Annotated in this window: 20 protein-coding genes; 14 read left to right on the top strand and 6 right to left on the bottom strand. The window is 69.9% G+C overall.

The annotated features are described in order from the left end of the window. Positions 1 to 94: 94 nt before the first annotated feature. Positions 95 to 796 carry an aspartate/glutamate racemase family protein gene (locus EV662_RS01575; RefSeq protein ID WP_132460370.1) on the bottom strand — a complete coding sequence of 234 codons (702 nt, stop codon included), beginning with the start codon at positions 794 to 796 and terminating at the stop codon, positions 95 to 97. Positions 797 to 881: 85 nt separating this feature from the next. On the opposite strand from EV662_RS01575, the gene EV662_RS01570 reads away from it, so the two are divergent. From EV662_RS01570 to EV662_RS01545, 6 genes are all read left to right on the top strand, one after another. After that, positions 882 to 2,117, top strand: a complete 1,236-nt coding sequence (locus EV662_RS01570; RefSeq protein ID WP_132460369.1) for an NAD(P)/FAD-dependent oxidoreductase — start codon at positions 882 to 884, stop codon at positions 2,115 to 2,117. Between the two features lie 41 nt (positions 2,118 to 2,158). Then, on the top strand, positions 2,159 to 3,133 hold the full coding sequence (locus tag EV662_RS01565) for a TRAP transporter substrate-binding protein (RefSeq protein WP_132460368.1): 975 nt from the start codon (positions 2,159 to 2,161) through the stop codon (positions 3,131 to 3,133). Positions 3,134 to 3,196: 63 nt separating this feature from the next. Next, complete coding sequence (locus tag EV662_RS01560) at positions 3,197 to 3,727, top strand: TRAP transporter small permease (protein WP_132460367.1); 531 nt, start codon at positions 3,197 to 3,199, stop codon at positions 3,725 to 3,727. A gap of 4 nt (positions 3,728 to 3,731) precedes the next feature. Beyond that, entirely contained in the window at positions 3,732 to 5,045 is a 1,314-nt protein-coding gene (locus EV662_RS01555; protein ID WP_132460366.1) for a TRAP transporter large permease, read from the top strand. A 9-nt stretch (positions 5,046 to 5,054) separates the two neighbouring features. Continuing rightward, the gene (locus EV662_RS01550; protein WP_132460365.1) at positions 5,055 to 5,798 is read left to right on the top strand and encodes a sulfite exporter TauE/SafE family protein; all 744 of its coding nucleotides are present in this window, start codon (positions 5,055 to 5,057) and stop codon (positions 5,796 to 5,798) included. After that, a complete protein-coding gene (locus tag EV662_RS01545) occupies positions 5,795 to 6,718 on the top strand; it encodes a hypothetical protein (protein WP_132460364.1) in 924 nt (307 codons plus the stop codon). The genes EV662_RS01550 and EV662_RS01545 overlap by 4 nt, the downstream gene beginning before the upstream one ends. Positions 6,719 to 6,777: 59 nt before the next feature. Here EV662_RS01545 and EV662_RS01540 read toward each other — a convergent pair whose 3' ends face one another. Beyond that, a complete protein-coding gene (locus tag EV662_RS01540; RefSeq protein ID WP_243695732.1) occupies positions 6,778 to 7,713 on the bottom strand; it encodes a LysR substrate-binding domain-containing protein in 936 nt (311 codons plus the stop codon). A gap of 103 nt (positions 7,714 to 7,816) precedes the next feature. Here EV662_RS01540 and EV662_RS01535 point away from each other — a divergent pair, with 103 nt between their 5' ends. From EV662_RS01535 to EV662_RS01500, 8 genes are all read left to right on the top strand, one after another. Next, positions 7,817 to 8,290, top strand: a complete 474-nt coding sequence (locus tag EV662_RS01535; RefSeq protein WP_132460363.1) for a TRAP transporter small permease — start codon at positions 7,817 to 7,819, stop codon at positions 8,288 to 8,290. Next, complete coding sequence (locus EV662_RS01530; protein WP_132460362.1) at positions 8,287 to 9,585, top strand: TRAP transporter large permease; 1,299 nt, start codon at positions 8,287 to 8,289, stop codon at positions 9,583 to 9,585. The genes EV662_RS01535 and EV662_RS01530 overlap by 4 nt, the downstream gene beginning before the upstream one ends. A 31-nt stretch (positions 9,586 to 9,616) precedes the next feature. Then, positions 9,617 to 10,609, top strand: coding sequence for a TRAP transporter substrate-binding protein DctP (gene dctP / locus EV662_RS01525; RefSeq protein ID WP_132460361.1), 993 nt, complete (start codon positions 9,617 to 9,619; stop codon positions 10,607 to 10,609). Between the two features lie 66 nt (positions 10,610 to 10,675). After that, positions 10,676 to 11,770 (top strand): NAD(P)/FAD-dependent oxidoreductase, encoded by a 1,095-nt coding sequence (locus EV662_RS01520; RefSeq protein ID WP_132460360.1) that lies wholly within the window; start codon positions 10,676 to 10,678, stop codon positions 11,768 to 11,770. Beyond that, on the top strand, positions 11,745 to 12,050 hold the full coding sequence (locus EV662_RS01515; protein WP_132460359.1) for a (2Fe-2S)-binding protein: 306 nt from the start codon (positions 11,745 to 11,747) through the stop codon (positions 12,048 to 12,050). The genes EV662_RS01520 and EV662_RS01515 overlap by 26 nt, the downstream gene beginning before the upstream one ends. Beyond that, entirely contained in the window at positions 12,043 to 13,437 is a 1,395-nt protein-coding gene (locus EV662_RS01510; protein WP_132460358.1) for an FAD/NAD(P)-dependent oxidoreductase, read from the top strand. The genes EV662_RS01515 and EV662_RS01510 overlap by 8 nt, the downstream gene beginning before the upstream one ends. Beyond that, positions 13,434 to 13,778 (top strand): RidA family protein, encoded by a 345-nt coding sequence (locus EV662_RS01505; protein ID WP_132460357.1) that lies wholly within the window; start codon positions 13,434 to 13,436, stop codon positions 13,776 to 13,778. The genes EV662_RS01510 and EV662_RS01505 overlap by 4 nt, the downstream gene beginning before the upstream one ends. Before the next feature lie 148 nt (positions 13,779 to 13,926). After that, entirely contained in the window at positions 13,927 to 14,730 is an 804-nt protein-coding gene (locus EV662_RS01500; RefSeq protein WP_243695731.1) for a glycosyl hydrolase, read from the top strand. Between the two features lie 31 nt (positions 14,731 to 14,761). Here the strand turns inward: EV662_RS01500 and EV662_RS01495 are convergent, their stop codons facing one another. The 4 genes from EV662_RS01495 to EV662_RS01480 all read right to left on the bottom strand — a co-directional run bounded on the left by EV662_RS01495 (position 14,762) and on the right by EV662_RS01480 (position 20,344). Continuing rightward, on the bottom strand, positions 14,762 to 15,886 hold the full coding sequence (locus EV662_RS01495) for a THUMP domain-containing class I SAM-dependent RNA methyltransferase (RefSeq protein WP_132460355.1): 1,125 nt from the start codon (positions 15,884 to 15,886) through the stop codon (positions 14,762 to 14,764). An 88-nt stretch (positions 15,887 to 15,974) separates the two neighbouring features. Then, a complete protein-coding gene (locus tag EV662_RS01490) occupies positions 15,975 to 17,318 on the bottom strand; it encodes a nucleotide sugar dehydrogenase (RefSeq protein ID WP_132460354.1) in 1,344 nt (447 codons plus the stop codon). A gap of 325 nt (positions 17,319 to 17,643) precedes the next feature. Further along, positions 17,644 to 19,233, bottom strand: a complete 1,590-nt coding sequence (locus tag EV662_RS01485; RefSeq protein ID WP_132460353.1) for a glycosyltransferase — start codon at positions 19,231 to 19,233, stop codon at positions 17,644 to 17,646. Then, complete coding sequence (locus tag EV662_RS01480) at positions 19,223 to 20,344, bottom strand: hypothetical protein (protein WP_132460352.1); 1,122 nt, start codon at positions 20,342 to 20,344, stop codon at positions 19,223 to 19,225. Before EV662_RS01480 ends, EV662_RS01485 begins: the two co-directional genes overlap by 11 nt. Positions 20,345 to 20,410 lie beyond the last annotated feature (66 nt).

The following is a 20,410-nucleotide window of genomic DNA, read 5'->3' as shown; positions in this document are numbered from 1 at the left end:
GCCATTCGCCGGTCGTTTGGAACGGCGGCAGAGTGGCACGGGGCCGCGCGGAAGGGAAGATTGCCTTTTCGTCAGGCAGGCTTGCCGCGGATGCTCAGGAAGCGGGCAGGTGGCGCGCGGGCGACAGGCCCGCCCGGAACCAACAGACGAAATCGTAGATCGAATAGACGGGCAGGCCGGTCGCTGCCCGAATGTCGGCGGCATGGGGCGTCATGTTGGTGCATTCCAGCACGATCGCGCCCAGCTCCGGGTGCGCGGCGGCCAGCGCGCGGGCGGCTTCCACGTTGTCGGCGCGCGCGGCGTCGATATCCATCTCGGGCAGGTCGTTCAGGATCACGCGGGTGAATTCCCGCCCGCCCTCGGTGGTGCCGATGGGGGTGCCCGCGGGCACCCGCGCCGCGGCCAGGTGCGCGGGGCCCAGGCTGCTGGCCGCGATGGTCAGGATGCCCGCGCGTTTCCCCTTTGGCAGCAGGCGGTTGACCATCTCCACCTGCATCAGCGACGAGGTCGCGACCGGCACGCCCACGGCCTCGGCCAGCGCGTCCTGATAGGGCGACAGGAACCCGCAGGTCGTGGTGATCCCGACCGCGCCTTCGGCCACCAATTCCCGTGCCGCCGCGATGAACGCGGCCAGCGTGTCGCCGCCCTCGCGCACCACGCGGGCGGGCGAGGCGCCGCGGACGACCCGGATCGCCACCGGAAACGGCCAGGTCGCGGGGTGGCCCATGTCGCCCGGAATGCGGGGAAAGCGCGAGTCCAGCATCAGGATGCCGATCGGTGCCTGGGTCTCGTCCATCGCCTTGCCCCGGTTGCGCGTCGCCGTCTCGTTGACACGCGCGGGCGCGCTTCGCAAGCTCGGCGCGCGGCAACGGGGGCAGGGCATGGACAAGGGCAAGACCGTCGCGGTGATCGGCGCGGGGATCGTGGGGGTGGCCACCGCGCTGTGGCTGCTGCGCGACGGGCACCGGGTGATCCTGGTGGACCGGACCGGCCCCGCCGCCGGGGCCAGCCACGGCAATGCGGGGCTCCTGGCGTCCAGTTCCGTGGTGCCGGTGACGGTGCCGGGCCTGTTCGCCCACGCCCCCGCCATGCTGTTCGACCCGATGAAGCCCCTGTTCCTGAAATGGGGCTACCTGCCGCGGCTGGCGCCGTGGCTCATGCGCTATCTCTCGCACGCCAACGCGCCCGCCGCCCGCGCCCGCGCCCGCGCGCTCTACCCGATCATCGGCGACAGCCTGGCCGATCACCAGGCGCTGGCGGCGGGCACCGGGGCGGAACGCTGGATCGTGCCGTCGGATTACGTGTTCCTCTATGACAGCCGGCGCGACTACCAGGCCGACGGCTTCGGCTGGGGCATCCGCAAGTCGCTGGGGATCGAGTGGCAGGTTTTGGAGGGCGCCGCCATCGACCCCTGTTTCGCGCCGGGCAAATGCGCGGTGCGCCTGCCGGGCCACGGCCACATCACCGATCCGGGCGCCTATGTCGCGGCGCTGGCCGCCCATGCCGAACGGCAGGGCGCGCGGATCGTGATCGGCGAGGCGACGGATATCGCGCGCGCGGGCGGGCGCGTGACCGGCCTGCGCGTGGCGGGCGAGACGATCCCCTGCGACGCGGTGGTGATCGCGACCGGCGCGTGGTCGGGGCCGCTCGCGCGCAAGCTGGGGCTGAAAATCCCGCTGGAAACCGAGCGCGGCTATCACCTGGAACTGTGGACCCCGTCCGTCATGCCCCGCGCCCCCACGATGATCGCCGCCGGCAAGTTCCTCGCCACCCCGATGGACGGGCGCCTGCGCCTTGCGGGCATCGTCGAATTCGGCGGGCTGGACGCGCCCCCCTCGCGCGCGCCCTTCCGCCTGCTGGAACGCCATGTGCGCAAGGTCATCCCCGGCCTGACATGGGACCGCACCGTGGAATGGATGGGCCACCGCCCCTGCATCGCCGATTCCACCCCGGTGATCGGCCCCGTGCCGGGGGTGGACGGCGCCTTTGTCGGCTTCGGCCACGACCATGTCGGGCTGACCGGCGGGCCGAAGACCGGGCGGCTCTTGGCGCAACTGGTCGGCGGCACGCGGCCCAACATTGACCTTGCGCCCTATGCCCCGACGCGGTTTCAATGACCGCAACCAAGAACGAAAACCCACCACACAGGGAGACAGACATGAAAACCCCCGCAACGCTTCTGGCCGCGACCGCGCTGGCCACGCTGGGCACCGCCGCCTCGGCCGAGAAATGGGACATGCCCATGGCCTATGCGGCGACCAACTTCCATTCCGAGGTCGGCGCGAATTTCGCCCAATGCGTGACCGAGGGAACGGGCGGCGCGCTGGAAATCGTCACCCACCCCTCGGGTTCGCTCTTCGGCGGCAACGAGATCAAGCGCGCGGTGCAGACCGGCCAGGCCAATATCGGCGAGCGCCTGCTCTCGGCGCACCAGAACGAGAACCCGCTTTACGGCGTCGACTCGATCCCGTTCCTTGTCTCGTCCTTCGACGAACACGAGAAACTGTGGTCCATCGCCCAACCCGCCGTCTCCGAGGCGCTGGCCGAGGACAACCTGCATTACCTTTATTCCGTGCCGTGGCCGCCGCAGGGCCTCTACATGAACAAGGAGGTGAACACGCTCGACGATCTCAAGGGCGTCAAGTTCCGCTCCTACTCCACCGCCACCGCGCGCATGGCGGAACTGACCGGCATGATCCCGGTGCAGGTCGAGGCCGCCGAACTCAGCCAGGCGCTGGCCACCGGCGTCGCCGAAAGCTTCATCTCGTCGGGCGCCACGGGCTATGACCGCAAGGTGTGGGAACATCTCAGCCATTTCTACGAGGTCGACGCCTGGCTGCCGCGCAACGCCGTTTTCGTGAACATGGATGCGTGGAACGGCCTCGATGACGCCACCAAGGCGGTGATGAACGACTGCGCCGCCAAGGCCGCGGCCGAGGGGCTGCAACGCTCCAAGGACTATACCCAGTTCACGATGGACGGGCTGAAAGAGGGCGGCATGACCGTCACCCGCGCCGGCGACGACCTGGTCGAGGGGCTGAAGGCGATCGGCGAGACGATGACCCAGGAATGGCTGGACCAGGCGGGCGAGACCGGCCAGGCCATCGTCGAGGAATACAAGAGCAGCATGTAACGCATGCGGGCGGGCCGGGGCGCATCCCGGCCCGCCCCCGCGCCTTGCGCAGGGGGACGGCCGATGGCGGCAGCGCATGCGCTCAGGCGCATCCTTGATTTCCTTTACAAACTGGGCGGCGTCATCGCGGCCCTGTTCCTGGTCGCGATCCTCGTCATCATCGTGCTTCAGATGCTGGCGCGCTGGACCAGCCAGACCTTTCCCGGCGCCACCGATTACGCGGGCTACTGCATGGCGGCGGCGTCGTTCTTCGCCTTTGCCTATGCGCTGAACCACGGGGCGCATATCCGGGTATCCCTGTTTCTCAGCGTCCTTGGCCGCCACCGAAGATGGGGCGAGCTGTGGTGCTTCGGCATCGGCGCGATCACTGCCACCTTTTTCGCCCGCTACGCGATCAAGGGCACCTACTGGTCGTGGAAGCTGAACGAGATCAGCCAGGGCCTGGACAAGACGCCGGTCTGGATACCCCAGCTGTCCATGGCCGCCGGAACCGTCCTGCTGGCGATCTGTTTCTGGGATCACCTGGTGCGGCTGATCTTCACCGGCGATCACGGCATCCGCCGCGACCTCGTCGACCAGAGCCACGCGGAGTAGGGCCATGGAACAACTCGCCCCGATCGCGATCTTCCTGTTCGTCCTGTTCCTGCTCCTGGGCTCGGGCGTCTGGGTCGGCCTTGCGCTGATGGGCGTGGCCTATGTGGGGATGGAGATCTTCACCTCGCGCCCCGCGGGCGACGCGATGATCACCAAGATATGGTCGTCGTCGTCTTCGTGGACGCTGACCGCCCTGCCGCTCTTCATCTGGATGGGCGAAATCCTTTACCGCACCCGGTTGTCCGAGGACATGTTCAAGGGCCTGTCCCCCTGGATGGCGCGGCTGCCCGGCGGGCTGGTGCATACCAATATCGTCGGCTGCACGGTCTTTGCCGCGGTGTCGGGGTCGTCCGCGGCCACCCTGACCACGGTCGGCAAGATGTCGATCCCGGAACTCAGGCGCCGCAACTACCCCGAGACGATGGTCATCGGCACGCTGGCCGGTGCGGCGACACTTGGGCTGATGATCCCGCCCTCGCTGACGCTGATCGTCTATGGCGTGACGATCAACGAGTCGATCACCAAGCTGTTCATGGCCGGCGTCCTTCCCGGGCTGGTGCTGGCGGCGATGTTCATGGCCTATGTGGCGGCCGTCTCGAAACTGTCCAAGGGGTTCGACCCCACGCCCGAACCGCCGATGACCCTGCTGGAGAGGGTCAAGAACTCGCGTTTCCTGATCCCCGTGATCTGCCTGATCCTCGTCGTGATCGGCTCGATGTACATGGGCTATGCCACCGCAACCGAGGCCGCGGCCTTCGGCGTGATCGGCGCGCTGGTGCTGGCCGCGACCCAAGGATCATTGACCTGGGGCACCTTCACCGAAAGCCTGATGGGCGCGGTGCGCACGAGCGCGATGATCGCGCTGATCCTTGCGGGGGCCGCCTTCCTGTCGCTGTCGATGGGGTTCACCGGGCTGCCGCGCGGCCTGGCCGACCTGATCGCCAGCTGGGAGCTGTCGCGGTTCGAACTGCTGATGGCGCTCCTCGTCTTCTACATCGTGCTGGGCTGCTTCCTCGACGGCATCTCGTCGGTGGTGCTGACCATGGCCGTCGTGGAACCGATGATCCGGCAGGCGGGCATCGACATCATCTGGTTCGGCATCTTCATCGTCGTCGTGGTGGAAATGGCGCAGATCACCCCGCCCATCGGGTTCAACCTGTTCGTCCTTCAGGGCATGACCGGGCACGAGATGAACTTCATCGCGCGCGCCGCGATCCCGATGTTCCTGATCATGGTGGTGATGGTCTTCGTGCTGATCGCCTTCCCCGAACTCGCCACCTGGCTGCCCGACAACATCCGCCAGCGGCCGGGGGGCTAGGGCCCGGCGATGGTGGACACCGGCCTGCACCTGGCCTCCGCGCCCTGGCTGGTGGTGCCGGTGCTGCTGATCGTCGTCGCGGCCGCCGTGGTGCAGACCGGGCTGGGGCTGGGCTTCGGGCTGGTGGCCGCACCGCTTCTGGCGCTGCTCGACCCCGATCTTGTCCCCGTGCCCTCGCTGATCGTGGGCTTTGCCACGGCGACGCTGGCCGCGTTCCGCGAACGCGACGCCATCGCCTGGTCCGAGGTCTGGACCGGCACCGGCGGACGGGTGGCCGGGGTCATGGTGGCGACCGTCATCCTGGCCACGCTGACCGACCCGGACGCCTTCGCACTGGTCTTCGGCGTGATGATCGGGCTGGCGGTCGCGCTGTCCGCGCTGGGACCGGGCCTGCGGTTCACCCGGCCGCGGCTGGTCGGCATGGCGGCGCTGTCGGGGGTGATGGGCACGATCACCTCGGTCGGGGCGCCGCCCATGGCCATCGTCTACCAGCATCGCCCGGGGGCCGAGGCGCGGCCCACCCTGTCGGCCTTCTTCGCGATCGGCTGCCTGGTCTCGCTTGTCGGGTTGTGGGCGGCGGGCTGGGTCGGCGCGCATGACCTGGCGCTGGCCGCGGTGATGGCGCCGGGCATGGTGGCGGGCGTTCTGGTCGCGGGGCGATTGCGGGGGCGGTTCGACGCGCGCTATCGCGCGGCGCTGCTGGCGGTCAGCGGGCTGGCCGCGGCGGTTCTGATCCTTCGGGGGCTGTGGTGATCGTCCGTGTTCTGGGCGCGGCGGCGCGGCACGGGCGGCTGTTGCTGGTGGCCGGGCTGTTGACGGGGTTCCTGTTTCCGGCCCTGGCCCAGGCGATGCGCCCGTGGCTGCCCGAACTGGTGGCGGGGCTGATGTTCGTGGCCGCCCTTCGGATCGGCCCGCGCCAGGCGCTGGGCGCGGTGCGTGAATTGCCCGCGGTGGTGGGGCTGGTGCTGATCTATCAACTGGCCCTGCCGCTGGCGGTGGCCGGCGGCCTCTGGGCGGTGGGGCTGGGCGGCACGGCGGCGGCGACCGCGCTGATCCTGCTGTTCGCGGCCTCGCCGATCTCGGGCGCGCCGAACCTGACGGTGCTGTCGGGCGGCGACCCGGCGCCGGTGCTGCGGGTCCTCATCGTCGCGACGGCACTCCTGCCGGTGACGGTGCTGCCGGTGTTCTTCGTGGCTCAGGGGTTGGGCGGGGCGGGCGCGGTGCTGGCGGCGGCGGCGCGGTTGATGGCGGTGATCCTGCTGGCCGCGGGCGCGGCCTTTACCCTGCGCCACCTGGTCCTGCGCGCGCCCCAGCCGCCCACCATCGCCGCGCTCGACGGGCTGTCGGCGCTGGCCATGGCCGTCGTGGTGGTCGGCCTGATGTCCCAGGCCGGGCCCACGCTGATCGCCCGGCCCGCCGAATTCGCGGGCTGGCTGGCGCTGGCCTGCGCGGCGAACCTGGGCGCGCAACTCGTCGCGGCGCGCCTGTTGAACCACACCCGGTTCCGCGATCAGCGCACCGGCCTGTCCATCGCCGCGGGCAACCGCAACATCGCACTGTTCCTCGTGGCGTTGCCGCCCGAGGTGACGACGCCGCTGCTGATCTTCATCGGCTGCTACCAGGTGCCGATGTACCTGACGCCGCTCATCATGGGGCGCCTCTACCGGCGCTAGGCCGTGCCTCGGTGCCACAGGCATCCGGCATCGTCCAAGTCCGCGTCGCCCGCGCCGCCTCAGGGGGCCAGCCGCGCGGCCAGCCCGTCGCGCATCGATGTAACCTCGGCGGCCAGGTGGTCGCGAAACGCGGCGGCCAGGCGCGATTGCGGGCGGTGCGCCGGTTCCAGGATCGCCAGCCGCGTGCCGACCCGCGGGCGAAAGGGGCGCATCACCAGCCCCGCCCCCGGGCCTGCCTGCGCCAGGTGCCCATGGGCGGTGACCGGGTCGCAGATCATCGCGCACAGCCCCGCCGCGACCAACCGCAGACCGGGCAGAAAGGTCTGCAATTCGAACCGATGCCGGAACCTGCAGCCCGCCGCCTCGAACACGGCGCGGGTGCGGGCGGTGATCGGGTGTTCCGAGAACAGCATCGCCAGGTCCGCCCCGTCCAGGTCGGCGGGCGCGATCGCGGCGCGATCCGCCAGCGGATGGCCCGCGGCCAGCACGCAGATGCAGTCCAGGTCGAAATCGGTCTGCCGGATCGAGGCGCGCGGCGCGGGCGCCTCGGCGAAGCCAAGGTCGAACTGCTGCGAGGCGATCAGGTCCTCCACCACCCGCGAGGTGCGCATCATCAGCGACACCCGCACATCGGGCCGGCCGGCCAGGAACCCGGTCAGCGCGCCCGGCAGGAACACCCCCGAGGCCGCCGGGTGACAGGCCACGCGCAGATGCCCGGATTCCAGCTTGGAAATCCCCGCCAGCGTCTGCCGGGCCTGGTCCAGCCGGCCAAGGATCTCCTCGGTTTCCTCCAGGAAGAACCGCGCCTCGGGGGTCGGCGTCAGCTTGCCCTGGGCCCGCAGGAACAGCGCAAAGCCCAGCTCGCGTTCAAGGGCCGCGATCATTGCGCTGACGGCGGGTTGCGTGCGCCCCAGCGCCCGCGCCGCCTGGCTGATCGAGCCCGCGCGCATCACCTCGCGAAAGGTGGTCAACTGGCGGATCGACAGGTTCATCATGGCCCATAAGCCCGGTTTATGACTTCACTGGTATTTCCAATTTGCTTTTATGTCCGGCCGCCCGTCAAGCTGTCCGCGACCGGGGAACCGCCGCGAGGGGGCATTGGACAGGTTTGCGAAATACCTGCTGACGGCACTGATCTGCATCGTGGCGCTGGGCCAGTTCGTGCAGGTCATCACCCGTTACGTGCTGGAAATCCCGGTGATGGGGCTCGAGGAGACGATGCTCTACCCCACGCTCTGGCTTTACATCCTGGGCGCGGTGAACGCCTCGCGCGAGAACAGCCATATCCGCGCGAACGTGCTGGAAATCTTCCTGTCCACGCGGCTGCAACACATCGTCCTCGCGATCCTGGGCGAGATCATCAGCCTGATCGTCGGCTTCTGGCTGCTCTACTGGGCGTGGGATTTCACCCGCTATTCCTGGCGCGTCTGGAAGGAAAGCCCGACGCTTTACATCCCCACCTTCTATTCCGACGTGGCTTTGGTCGTGGGCCTTGCCCTGATGATGGCCTACACGGCGATGCACCTCTGGCGTCACATCCGCAGCCTGGGCGGCGCGGAGGACGCGGCATGATCGAGGTCGCGCTGATCGCCATTGCCGTTCTGGTGCTGTTCCTGACCCTCGGCGTGCCCTTGCCCTACTGTTTCGGGGGCGCGCTGATGGTGATGTATTACCTCGGCGACACGATCATGAAGGGCAACATGCTCTGGGGGTTTCAGCAACTGGGCAACCCGGTGCTGCTGGCCATCCCCCTGTTCGTGCTCGCGGGCACCATCATGTCCGAAAGCGGGATCGCCGCGTCCCTGTTACGCTTCGTCAACGCCTTCATCGGGCATGTGCGGGGCGGGCTTGGCGTCGTCGCCGCCGTCAGCTGCGCCATCATCGGGGCGATTTCCGGGTCTGGCCTCACCGGCATCGCCGCCATCGGCCCGCTTTTGATCCCCGAGATGGAAAAACGCGGCTATCCCCGCGAATACGCCACCGCGCTGATCGCCAATTCCTCGATCCTGGGCCTGCTGATCCCGCCGTCCGTCACGATGATCGTCTATGGCTGGGTCACCGACACCTCGATCCTCGCCTGTTTCCTGGCCACGCTGGGGCCGGGCCTGCTGATCATGGTCAACTTCTCGCTGATGAACCTGTGGATGAGCCGCAAGTTCGACCTGGTCCTCGACGAGAAACCGGCCCTGGGCGACCTGGCGTCCGAGGTCGCGAAACGCGGCTTCAACGCCACGCCTGCGCTTCTCATGCCCGTCATCATCCTTGGCGGCATCTACGGCGGCATCATGACCCCGACCGAGGCCGCGGCGGTCGCCGTCATCTACGCGGTGCCCGTGGGCTTCCTGATCTACAAGGGGCTGAAGTGGGAAAACTTCCTCTCCGCCGGGAAAGAGGCCGCCACCGCCGTCGGCGCGATCATGCTGATGATCCTGTTCTCGATGATCCTCAGCCAGATGTTCGTGATGGAAAGCATCCCGCAAAAGCTGGTGGGGTCGATCTTCGAGATCACCGACAACAAGGTGATCCTGCTGATCCTGATCAACATCCTGCTGTTCCTCGTGGGCATGGTCGTCAACGACGTGACCGCCATCATCCTGATCGCGCCGCTCCTCTTGCCCCTGATGAACGCCATCGGCGTGTCGCCGGTGCAGTTCGCCGCGATCATGGGGGTCAACACCGCGATGGGGGGTGTCACGCCGCCCTATGCCTCGATCCTCTATCTCGGCGCGCGGATCGGCAAGGTGAAGGTCACAAAGGTCATCCCGCCCGCCATGGTGCTGATCGTGACGGGCTATGTCCCGGTCGTGTTCCTGACCTCGCTCTGGCCCGATCTCTCGCTCTATCTGCCGCGGCTCTTCGGCTACTGACCCGACCTGTCCCAACACGGAGGAAACAAGAATGAAACACACGCTGCTGACCACCGCGACCGCCGCCCTTCTGGCGCTGGCCCCCATGGCCGAGGCCGCCAACCTGAAAATGAGCCATGTCCGCCCGCAGGACGCCACCATCGACGTCGAACTGCGCGCCTTCGCCGACACCGTGGCCCAGGCCACCGGGGGCGACGTCACCATCGAGATCTTCCCCGCCTCGGCGCTGGGCGATTACACCACCGTGCAGGAACGCATTTCCGTGGGTGCCATCGACATGGCGACGCAACCGGCGGCCACCGGCGCCGACCGGCAGATGCAGATCAGTTCCTTCCCCTATCTCGCCGGCAACTGGGACCAGGCCCGCGCGGTCTACGGCCCCGGCGGCGTGGTGCGCGACACCATGGCCGAGCTTTACGCCAAGCAGGACATCACCATGCTGGCCGCCTACCCGGTCTATTTCGGGGGCATCTCGCTGAACGTGGACAACCCCAACCCCGGCAGCACCGATCCCAACGGCATCAAGGTGCGCGTCCCCGGCATCAAGAGCTTTCAGTTGACCGCGCAGGCGCTGGGCTACATCCCCTCGCCGATCCCCTTCTCCGAGGCGTTCACCGCCGTTCAGACCGGCGTCGTCGACGGCGTGATCGGGTCGGGTGCCGAAGGCTACTACGCCTCGTTCCGCGACGTGACCAAGACCTACATCCCCGCGAACACCCATTTCGAGGTCTGGTACATGATCGCCTCGAACGAGTCGCTCGCCGGTCTCGATGACGACGACAAGGCCGCGCTGATGGCCGCGGCCGAGGAATTCGAGGCCACCCGCTGGACCGTCGCCGAAGCGGACCAGGCCAAGAATGAACAGAAACTCGCCGATCTCGGCGCCACCATCGCCCCCCTGACCGACGAGCAACTCGCCGCGATGGCCGCGAAGGTCCGCGCCGAGGTCTGGCCCGAGGTCCTCAAGGACGTCGGCGAGGAATGGGGGCAGGCGATCCTCGACAAGGTCGCCTCGGCCGAATAGGCCCACTCACGGCGGGCCGGGGCGGTTTCCCCCGCCGTTCCGGCCCAATTCCCGGACAAGGAACCGATGGACGCGGATTATGCGATCATAGGCGGCGGTGTCGTCGGCCTGTCACTGGCCTGGGGCCTGCTCAAACGCGGGCACCGGGTGCTGGTGCTGGATGGCTCGGACGGCAGTTTCCGCGCAAGCCGCGGCAATTTCGGCCTGGTCTGGGTGCAGTCCAAGGGCCTGAACGAACCCGCCTATGCCCGCTGGTCGCAGCGATCCGCCGGGCTCTGGCGCGACTTCGCCGCCGAACTGGCCGACGCCACGGGCCGCGATCTGGGCTTGCAACAGCAGGGCGGCTACGACTTCCACCTCGACGAGGCGGAGCTCGAGGCCAAGGTCCGCCAATACGAGGCGCTGAAGGACCAACTCGGCGGCGATTACCCGTTCGAGGTTCTGGGCCACAACGCCCTGAAGCGCGAGGAACCCAATATCGGCCCCCGGGTCGCGGGCGCGATCCTGCACGCGCAGGACGGCCACGTGAACCCGCTGAAACTGTTGCAGGCCTTGGCCGATGACGTGCGGCGCATGGGCGGCCGCGTCCTGACCGGGCAGACCGTCACCGATATCGTCCCCGGTTTCGCCGTCACCTGCGCCGATGGCACGACCCACCGTGCGGCCAGGGTGGTGCTGTCGGCGGGTCTCGGCGCGATGGAGCTGGGGCCGAAACTCGGCTTTGCCGCGCCCATCAGGCCCCAGCGCGGCCAGGTTCTGATCACCGAGAAGCTGCCCAAGCTGATGAACCGCCCCTCGGGCATCATCCGGCAGGTGGACGAGGGCGGCGTGCAGATCGGCGACAGCAAGGAAGAGGTGGGCCTCGACGATTCCGTCACGCTCGACACCGCCGCCCAGATCGCCGCCCGCGCGGTCAAGGTCTATCCCGATCTCGCCCGCGCGCAACTCGTCCGCAGCTGGGGCGCGCTGCGCATCATGTCGCCCGACGGGCTGCCGATCTACCAGCAAAGCCCGACCATGCCGGGCGCCTATCTCGTGACCTGTCACAGCGGCATCACCCTTGCCGCGAACCACGCGCGCGAATTGCCCCTGTGGCTGGACGGCGCCGCCGACGCGCCCGACCTGGAGGTGTTCAGTGAACGACGCTTCGCCGTTTCTTGAGCTGGAACCCGACGCCCCCCGCGTCACCGTGCGCTTCGACGGCACCGATTACGCGCTGCCCGAAGGCGCGAACCTTGCCGCCGCGCTGCTGGCCGCGGGGGTGCGCATCTTCCGCGCCACGCCCGTCTCGGGTGCGCCCCGGGCGCCCTTCTGCATGATGGGGGCCTGCTACGACTGCCTCGTGCAGATCGACGGGGTGACCCGCCAGGCCTGCATGACGCGCGTCACCGACGGGCTGGTGGTCGAGCGCGCCCCGGGGAAGGACCAGAAGGATGGATGAGGTCGACCTGCTGATCCTGGGCGCCGGCCCCGCCGGCATGGCCGCCGCCGCCGAGGCCGCCTCCGCCGGCCTCTCGGTCGCGCTGCTCGACGAACAGGCCCGGCCGGGCGGCCAGATCTACCGCGACGTGACCGAGGTGCCCAAGGCGCGCGCCGCGATCCTCGGCCCCGAATACACGGCCGGGCGGCGGCTGGCCGACGCCATCACCACCCCGCGCATCCGTCCTATCCCCGGCGCCACCGTTTGGAAACTCGACCCCGACCGCACCGTCGCCTATTCCGTCGACGGACAGGCCGCGCAGATCCGCGGCCACCGCCTGCTGATCGCCACCGGCGCGCTGGAACGCCCCGTCCCGATCCCCGGCTGGACCCTGCCCGGCGTGATGACGGCGGGGGCCGCGCAGATCCTGCTGAAACAGTCGGGCGTCGTGCCGCGCCGCGCGGTGATCGCGGGCTGCGGCCCGCTGGTCTACCTGATCGGCGCGCAGATGGTGCGCGCGGGCACGCCGCCGCTGGCCCTTGTCGAAACCCAGACCCGCGGCGATTTCATGGCCGCCCTGCCGCATCTGGGCGGCGCGCTGAAGGGCTGGCGCGCGATGGCCAAGGGGCTGGGCTGGATCGCCGAACTGAAACGCGCGGGCGTGCCGCGGCACACCGGCGCCCGCGATCTGGCCGTCGAGGGCGAGGGCCGCGCCCAGGCCCTCAGCTTCACCACCCGCAGCCGCCAGCGCATCGACTGCGACACTGTCCTGCTGCACGAAGGCGTCGTGCCCAACACCCAGGCCACCCGGTCGCTGGGCCTGCCCCATCGCTGGGACGCGGGCCAGCACTGTTTCGTGCCCGACCATGACCGCTGGGGCGAAACCGCGCTGCCCGGCATCTACGTGGCCGGGGACGGGGCGGGGATCGGCGGCGCGCTGGCCGCGGAACTGGCCGGGCGGCTGGTGGGGCTTCACGCCGCCGCCGCGCTGGGCCGCTGGGAACAGGCCGAGCGCGACCGCCTTGCCGTGCCGCTTTTCGCCGCGCTCGCCCGCGAACGCGCCGCGCGCCCCTTTCTGGACGCCGCCTATCCCCCCAGCCCCCAAAGCCGCGCCCCCGCCGACGCCACCATCGTCTGCCGCTGCGAAGAGGTCACCGCGGGCGACATCCGCCGCTATGCCCGCCTGGGCTGCACCGGCCCGAACCAGGCCAAGGCCTTTGGCCGCGCGGGCATGGGCCCCTGCCAGGGGCGCTATTGCGGGCTGACGGTCACGTCGATCCTGGCCGAGTCCAACGGAAAAAGCCCACAGGAAACAGGCTATTACCGCATCCGCCCGCCGCTCAAACCCGTGACCCTGGGCGAGTTGGCGGCGATGGATGTCCCCGAACAACAGGAGAAAAGCGCATGATCGAGCGGATGGAAACCGGCCAGCGGATGAGCAAGATCGTCAAGCATAACGGCGTCGTCTACCTGTGCGGGCAGGTGGGCGCGGGCGATACCGTGGCCGAGCAGACCCGCGATTGCCTGTCGCGGGTCGAGGCGCTCTTGGAACAGGCGGGATCGTCGCCGGATCGCATCCTTCAGGCCATCGTCTGGCTGGCCGACATGGCCGATTTCGACGAGATGAACGCGGTCTGGGACGCCTGGGTGCCCGAGGGCCACGCCCCCGCCCGCGCCTGCGGCGAGGCGCGCCTGGCCCGGCCCGAACTGCGCGTCGAGATCATCGTCACCGCCGCCTGCGACGCCTGACGGCCCGCGGTTCACGTTTCATTTACGTTCCACATTGATTCACGAAACCTGACACATTCTTACCCCATGACCCCCCTAGCCTCGCAGGCGGTGTGCGAGGTCTATCATGGTCAGGAATCTTCTCCTTATCGTGGTGGGGGTATTTTTGTTGTCGACTCCTGTTCTGGCCCAAAAGGCCGGCGTGGGCGCGTGGGAAAACCCGCGCTACACGATGATCCGCTGGATCGAGGGAACGCCGGGGCTCGGCTGGTACTACAATTGGCGGGCGGACCAGATCTGGTCGCGCCAGAAACAGCGGCGCGATGTCGAGTTCGTGCCGATGATTCACGGGGCCAAGGACGTGAACAAGCCGATCCAGTCGGACCGGCGGGTGACCACGCTGCTCGGCTTCAACGAACCCGACGGGCATGGCGGCGATCACCAGGCGGGCCTGTCCGTCGAACAGGCGATCGCGCTGTGGCCCAAGCTGCAGGCCCGCGGCCTGCGCCTGGGCAGCCCGGCGACGACGCGGGACCAGACGCTGGGCCGCAACTCCTGGCAGGGCCGGTTCATGGCCGAGGTCGAACGCCGCGGCCTGCGCGTCGATTTCATGGCCGTCCATTATTACACGACGAATGGCGACGTGGAGGAATTCCGCCGCTGGCTGACGCAGGTCAATCGCGAATACCGCCGTCCGATCTGGGTGACCGAGTTCGCCTATATCGACTGGAACCGGCCGGGCGCCGCCAGCTACGAGCGCAACGCCGCCTTCGCCGAGGCCGCGATGAAGATGATGGAACGTCTGCCCTTCGTCGAACGCTATGCCTGGTTCGCGGCCAACCCCTATCCGTGGAAGGGGCGGACGCCCAAGATCAACCTGGTCGACAACAACCTTCGTCCGACCCTGGTCGGCCGGGCCTATGAACGCATGATGGCCGCCTTCGTCGGTATCACCGTGGCCAGCGCCGAGTGAGGCACCGGACCGTGCCCGCCCGCGGGCACGGTCACGCCAGCGGCCCGGTGCGGAACAGCCGCACCTTCAGCCCGCCATGGGGCACCGGCGGCCCGGGCGGGGCAAAGGGCAGGCCGGTGGCCCGCGCCAGCCCGGCCTCGGTGGTGATCAGCCCCACCCGCCAGCCGGAAAACCGCGCCTTCAGCACCTCTCCCAGCGTGCCGTATAGCGGGTAAAGCGCGTTGCGGTTGCCGATTCGCCCGCCATAGGGCGGGTTGACGATCACCAGGCCGGGCGGCCCCTCGGGCCGTTGCAACGCGGCGATGGGCTGGCAGGCAAAACCGGTGATTTCGGCCACGCCCGCCCGGTCGGCATTCGCCCGGCTGGCCGCGATGGCGCCCTGGTCACGGTCGAACCCGTGAAACCGCAGCGCGGGCAGGGGGCCTGCGGGCCGGTCGCGCAGCGCCGCCCAGGCCGCGGGATCGAACCCCGCGAACGCCTCGAAGGCGAATCGCCGGGCGCGGCCGGGGGCCAGCCCCGCGGCGATCCCGGCGGCCTCGATCACGAAGGTGCCCGAGCCGCACATCGGGTCGACCACCGGTTCCGCCCCGGTATAGCCACATTGGCGCAGGAACAGCGCGGCCAGCGTGTCGCGCATCGGCGCCTTGCCCACCGCCTGCTTGTGGCCGCGCCGGTGCAACGGTTCGCCGGAACTGTCCAGGCTGATCGTGCAAAGATCGTCCTCGATCCGCACCAGCACGCGGATCGCATCCGTGTCCGCCTCGGTGACGACGGGGGCGCCCAGTTCCTCGGCGATGGCGCGGCCGACGCGCTGGGCGGCGGCACCCGCGTGGTAGATGCGCGAGGCCCGGCAACTCGCCTCGACCCGCACCGCGCGGTCGGGGCGCAGCACCGCGCCCCAGGGAAACCTGCGCGCCCGCTTGTCCAGTTGCGCCAGGTGCAGCGCGCGGAACCCGCCGATGCGCACCAGCACGCGGCCGGCCCCCCGCAGCCACAGGTTCGCGCGCCAGACCTCGGGCCAATCGCCCCTGACCGTCACGCCGCCGGGGCAGGCCGAGGCCTCGCGAAACCCCAGGGCGCGCGCCTCCTCGGCAAGCGTGTCCTCCAGCCCCGGCGGGGCGGCAAGAAAGATCTCCAGGTCGGTGGCACTGTCCATACCGCCTGCTTAGCCCGCATTCGCGCCGGCCGCGACAGCGATTTCGGTGGCCCCCGCCCGGGCGTTCTGCCGCGGGCGGGGGCGCGGATCACGCGCCGGTGACGTCGATCACCCGGGGCGCGCAGCCCGCCAGCGCGGCGCGGTACTCGGGCGCGTTCTGCGTCAGCACCACCGCGTCGCAGCCATCCAGAACGCCCGAGACGCTCCCGCGCAGGTCCAGCCCGTCCAGCGCCGGATAGGCCGCCCGTTTCGCCGCGGCCTCGGCGGGCGTGGCGGGGCGGAACAGGCGCGGGCTGAGAACCGGGTCGTGGCAGACCACCTCGACCCCCGCCGCGCGCAGCCGCGCGATCAGCGCAAGTGCCGGGCTTTCGCGCAGGTCGTCCGTGCCGGGCTTGAAGGTCAGGCCCAGAACGCCGACCCGGCGCGCGCCGGTGGCGCGGACCCGCTCCACCACCGCGTCGATATGCGCCTCGTTCGAGGCGGCGACATGCCCGATCAGCGGCAGGTCCAGCCCGGCGGCGCGCGCCAGCCCGCAGACCGCGCGCACCTCCTTGGGCAGGCAGGACCCGCCATAGGCGAAACCGGGCCGCAGGTAGGCGGGCGAGATGTTCAGCTTGCGGTCCTCGCAGAAGATACCCATCACGTCGCCGCCATCCACGCCATGCGCCGCGGCCAGCCGGCCGACCTCGTTGCCGAAACAGACCTTGGTAGCGTGCCAGACGTTATCGACGTATTTCACCATCTCGGCGATCTCGATCGAACAATGCAGGGGCCTGCTGTCAACGGGGGCGAAGATCCCCGCGACGATGCCCGCGACGCGGTCGTCGGTGGCGCCGATCACGGTCTTGGGCGGCGTGCGGAAATCGGCGACGGCCTCGCCCTCGCGCATGAATTCGGGGCAGAAGGCGATGCCGAAATCGCGGCCCGCCCGCTTGCCCGACACCGCCTCCAGCCGCTGGGCGAAGGCCCCCATCGTGGTGCCCGGCGGGATCGAACAGCGCATCACCACCGCGTGGTAGCCCGCCTTGCGCGCAAGCGCCGCGCCGATGCTCTCGGCCACCGCGACGACGTTGGTCAGGTCGCAACGGCCGTCCGCGCGGCTGGGCGTGCCGACCGAGACGAAGGTCACATCGGTCGCCAGCACGGCGGCCTCGACCTCGGTCGATGTCGAAAGGATGCCCTTGTCCAGCGCCGTGCCCAGCAGATCGTCCAGCCCGGCCTCGTGCATCGGCGCCCGGCCCGCGGCGACCGAGGCGGCCTTGGCCGCGTCCAGGTCGACCCCGATCACCCGGTGGCCCAGATCGGTCAGGCAGCCGCAGGACACGGCGCCGACATAGCCAAGCCCGATCACGCTGATCGCGGGGCGGGCCTCGTGCAGGACGGGGACAAGGGCGGCGGAGGCCGGTTCGAACGCTCCTGGGAATTCGGTCATTCTGACGATCCGTTCGGCTTGTTAAGGTTAATGACCGTTTCCTTTTCGGCACCAAAGCGGGCCAAAATCGGCAAAAATTTAAGTCAAATTTGGGCCATTGCAGGACTGCGGGGCTGCGGGGCCGGGCGGGCGCGATTCCGGCCGCCGCGGGCGGGGCCCTTCGGGTTTCGCCTTGGCTTCGCCAAGGCGACCGGGGGCCGGGGGCTGACGCCCCCGGCCCCCTTGCGTGGCGCGCCGGCGCAAGCCGGGCGAAACGGTTGCCGGTCCGGCCGGGATCGGGGCGGCCCGTTTGCGCCGCGCGGGCGCGTGACCATGTGCCCCGGGCCTACAGGCGTCCCGCGATCGGCAGGCCGGTCATCCAGCCCACCGCCCAGAACAGCAGGCTGACCGAGATCGCGAGCTGCCCCCAGGCGACGGCGCCGCGCAGCCGGTCGCCCGGCCCGCGGCCCCGCCCGGCCCTCTGGTTGCCGCGATTGGCCCAGCTCTGGCGGTTCAGGAAATAGACCAGCCGCACCTTCACCGCGGCATTGATGACCTGGTTCAGGTACAGGATGAACGGCCAGCTCCAGTCGACCCGCCGCGCGAATCGGAACAGCCACAGCGACAGCACCACCCGCGAAAGCATCACCCACAACATCAGCGACAGCAGGTACAGCGGTTCGACGAAGGCCGCCGCGATCCCGATCGCGGGGCTGACCAGCATCGTCCACATCGCGATGCGCTGATCCACCAGGCACCACCAGATGAAGAGCGGCATCCGCCGCGGCCCCAGCGCGATGGCCCGCGCCCCGTTGCGCAGCATGTTGCCCGACCAGCGCAGCAGGTTCTGCACCATGCGCGCGGCCCCTGTGCCCTCGACCACCTCGACCGTGTAGACCCGCGCATCGGGCACATAGGTCATCCGCGCCCCCCGCGACAGCAGGTAATACCAGGTCGACTTGTCGTCGCCCGACAGGAACCGGAAGCGGCCCCACAGCCAGTGGTCCAGGTGATCGGCCTCGATGGTGCGCACGAAGCCCGCGTTCACGATGCCCCGCGCGCGGAACACCGACATCCGCCCGGTCAGCGTCAGCACCCGGTTCGACAACGCGTGGCTTTGCATCGCCAGCCGCCGCTGGGCAAAGCGCATCTCCAGCCACTTGCCCATCCAGCGCGGGCCGAAACAGACCACCTCCTCGTCCGTGGTCAGCGCGTCCAGCCCCGGATCGGCGCCGAACATCGCGATGGATTTCTCCAGGCTGCCCGCGCCCAGGACGGTGTCGCCATCCATGAACAGGATCACGTCCTCGGGGTCGGGCCGGCGGCGGATGATCGCCCGCATCACCAGGCCGATCGCCATCCGCTTGCCCGGCTGGTTCTGGCGGATGAACACCAGGTCGGCGTCCAGATCGCCGCCGATCTCCTCGGCGATGGCGGTGATCACGCGTTCGTCGAACGGCGTGCCGGTGCCGACATAGATCGTGGCCGGCACGCCCAGCCGCCGGATCTCGGACAACAGCGCCGCGATGACGTGGCGGGTGATCGCGGGCTTTTCCCGAAAGGTGGTCATCTGCACATGCAGGTGCGGCGGCCGCCAGCCCCCGGCCCAGGCCGCCTCGCGTTGCGCGCGCAGCCGCGGCCAGACCCGCACCCGGCGGATCTCGGCGCGCAGGGCGTGGGTGAACCACCAGCCAAAGCGCCAGGCCGCCAGCCCGCCGATCACCACGGTGACGCGGCGCAGCTCGGGGTCGAACAGCCGGTTCGGGACAAGCACGACCAGCCCCGCAAGGCCCAGGACCAGCAGGGCGCCCGTGGCCAGGGCCCGCGGCGTCCACTTGGTCCTGCCGCGCGGGGCGGGGCCTTCCAGCCGGGCCAGGCGCCGCGCGATCTCGTCGTGAAAGCCGTCGTCGGGCCGGGTGGCGGGATCAGTCGCCATCGGGCAAGGGGCCGATGGCCAGGTCCAAGGGGTCGTAGGCCACCAAAAGATCCGCCGCGGGGGCGGTGTCCGGGGCCACGGCCCGGGCCCGGCCCGGGTCGCGGGGATGGGGGCCGGGCGGTTCCGGCACGACCGGCAGGGCGGCGGGCACGCGGTCCAGGCCGCCAGCGGCCCCGCAGGTGCGGCCCAGGACCCGGCCACAAAGCCCGCCCGCCGCCTTGCGGAGATCGGGCAGGATCGGGGTGGAAACCGCGATCGCGGCCGCGCCGCCCGGCCGCAGCCGCAGGGCCAGCGCGGGGCCATCCGCGACCGCGGCGGCATCGGCCGCCACCCGGATCGTATAGCCGGGCCGCGCCGGGCCTTCGGCTGCGGCCTCGGCGCGGATGGCGGTGACACGGGCCGGCAGAACGACCAGCGCGCCGTCCACGTTCACCCGCAGCCGCGCCGCCATGCCCAGGTAGATATCGGTGGCATGCGCCCCGTCGATCCAGCCCGAGGCGACCAGGGCGGGCCCCGTGCGGGCGGCCCCTGCCGCGGCGGGGGCCGCGCGCGGCGGCTCCATCGCCTCGATCCGGCCGGCCTGAAGCGGGATGCTGTTCATCCGTTCCCACGCGGGCGACCAGAGCGCGCCCCAAAGGAACACGGCCGCCGCGCCGTAAAGGGCGGCCACCGCGCCCGCCCGCAGCGCCCGGGGGATCGCGCGGGCGGGCGGGCGCGCGGCATCGTGCTCGGTGCGGGTCATCGGCACCAGGTCGACGGGCTTGTCCAGCGCCTTGAGTATCCCGTCGACCGGGGCCATTTCGCCGCGCAGGATCGCGCCGTGGAACAGGTCCAGCACCTGCGTCTCGCGGCCCGACAGCCCCTGAAAACGGACGAACCCGCCGGGCCCGTCCTGTGCCAGCGCGACCTCGAACGAGACGAAAACCCCCTGGAACGGGATCGACAGCGTCGCGCAGGGGGGCGTTTCGGCGGGCCAGTCCTCGGGCGGTTCGAACCCCTCGGGGGACCAGCCGCGCACGGCGTGGCTCTGGTCCGCGCTGGTATGCAGCAGCAGCGGGGCCTGCACGAGGAAGGCCAGGGCCGGGTCCGGTCTTTCGTGTCGGATGTTCATGTCCGGTGTCGCCATTCTGTGCGTCACCGAGGACCGTGGCTTAAGAATTGGTTAACAATGCGGCGA

Origin of the sequence: Rhodovulum marinum, assembly GCF_004343075.1 — a bacterium.
In the GTDB taxonomy this organism is placed as follows: Bacteria; Pseudomonadota; Alphaproteobacteria; order Rhodobacterales; family Rhodobacteraceae; genus Rhodovulum; species Rhodovulum marinum.
This window is presented reverse-complemented; position numbering and strand designations above follow the sequence as displayed.

Bases quoted from the DNA above. Each gene is read 5' to 3' on its own strand.
- EV662_RS01575 (WP_132460370.1), bottom strand. From the start codon at position 796: ATGGACGAGACCCAGGCACCGATCGGCATCCTGATGCTGGACTCGCGC.
- EV662_RS01570 (WP_132460369.1), top strand. From the start codon at position 882: ATGGACAAGGGCAAGACCGTCGCGGTGATCGGCGCGGGGATCGTGGGG.
- EV662_RS01565 (WP_132460368.1), top strand. From the start codon at position 2,159: ATGAAAACCCCCGCAACGCTTCTGGCCGCGACCGCGCTGGCCACGCTG.
- EV662_RS01560 (WP_132460367.1), top strand. From the start codon at position 3,197: ATGGCGGCAGCGCATGCGCTCAGGCGCATCCTTGATTTCCTTTACAAA.
- EV662_RS01555 (WP_132460366.1), top strand. From the start codon at position 3,732: ATGGAACAACTCGCCCCGATCGCGATCTTCCTGTTCGTCCTGTTCCTG.
- EV662_RS01550 (WP_132460365.1), top strand. From the start codon at position 5,055: ATGGTGGACACCGGCCTGCACCTGGCCTCCGCGCCCTGGCTGGTGGTG.
- EV662_RS01540 (WP_243695732.1), bottom strand. From the start codon at position 7,713: ATGATGAACCTGTCGATCCGCCAGTTGACCACCTTTCGCGAGGTGATG.
- EV662_RS01530 (WP_132460362.1), top strand. From the start codon at position 8,287: ATGATCGAGGTCGCGCTGATCGCCATTGCCGTTCTGGTGCTGTTCCTG.
- dctP (WP_132460361.1), top strand. From the start codon at position 9,617: ATGAAACACACGCTGCTGACCACCGCGACCGCCGCCCTTCTGGCGCTG.
- EV662_RS01520 (WP_132460360.1), top strand. From the start codon at position 10,676: ATGGACGCGGATTATGCGATCATAGGCGGCGGTGTCGTCGGCCTGTCA.
- EV662_RS01510 (WP_132460358.1), top strand. From the start codon at position 12,043: ATGGATGAGGTCGACCTGCTGATCCTGGGCGCCGGCCCCGCCGGCATG.
- EV662_RS01505 (WP_132460357.1), top strand. From the start codon at position 13,434: ATGATCGAGCGGATGGAAACCGGCCAGCGGATGAGCAAGATCGTCAAG.
- EV662_RS01495 (WP_132460355.1), bottom strand. From the start codon at position 15,886: ATGGACAGTGCCACCGACCTGGAGATCTTTCTTGCCGCCCCGCCGGGG.
- EV662_RS01490 (WP_132460354.1), bottom strand. From the start codon at position 17,318: ATGACCGAATTCCCAGGAGCGTTCGAACCGGCCTCCGCCGCCCTTGTC.
- EV662_RS01485 (WP_132460353.1), bottom strand. From the start codon at position 19,233: ATGGCGACTGATCCCGCCACCCGGCCCGACGACGGCTTTCACGACGAG.
- EV662_RS01480 (WP_132460352.1), bottom strand. From the start codon at position 20,344: ATGAACATCCGACACGAAAGACCGGACCCGGCCCTGGCCTTCCTCGTG.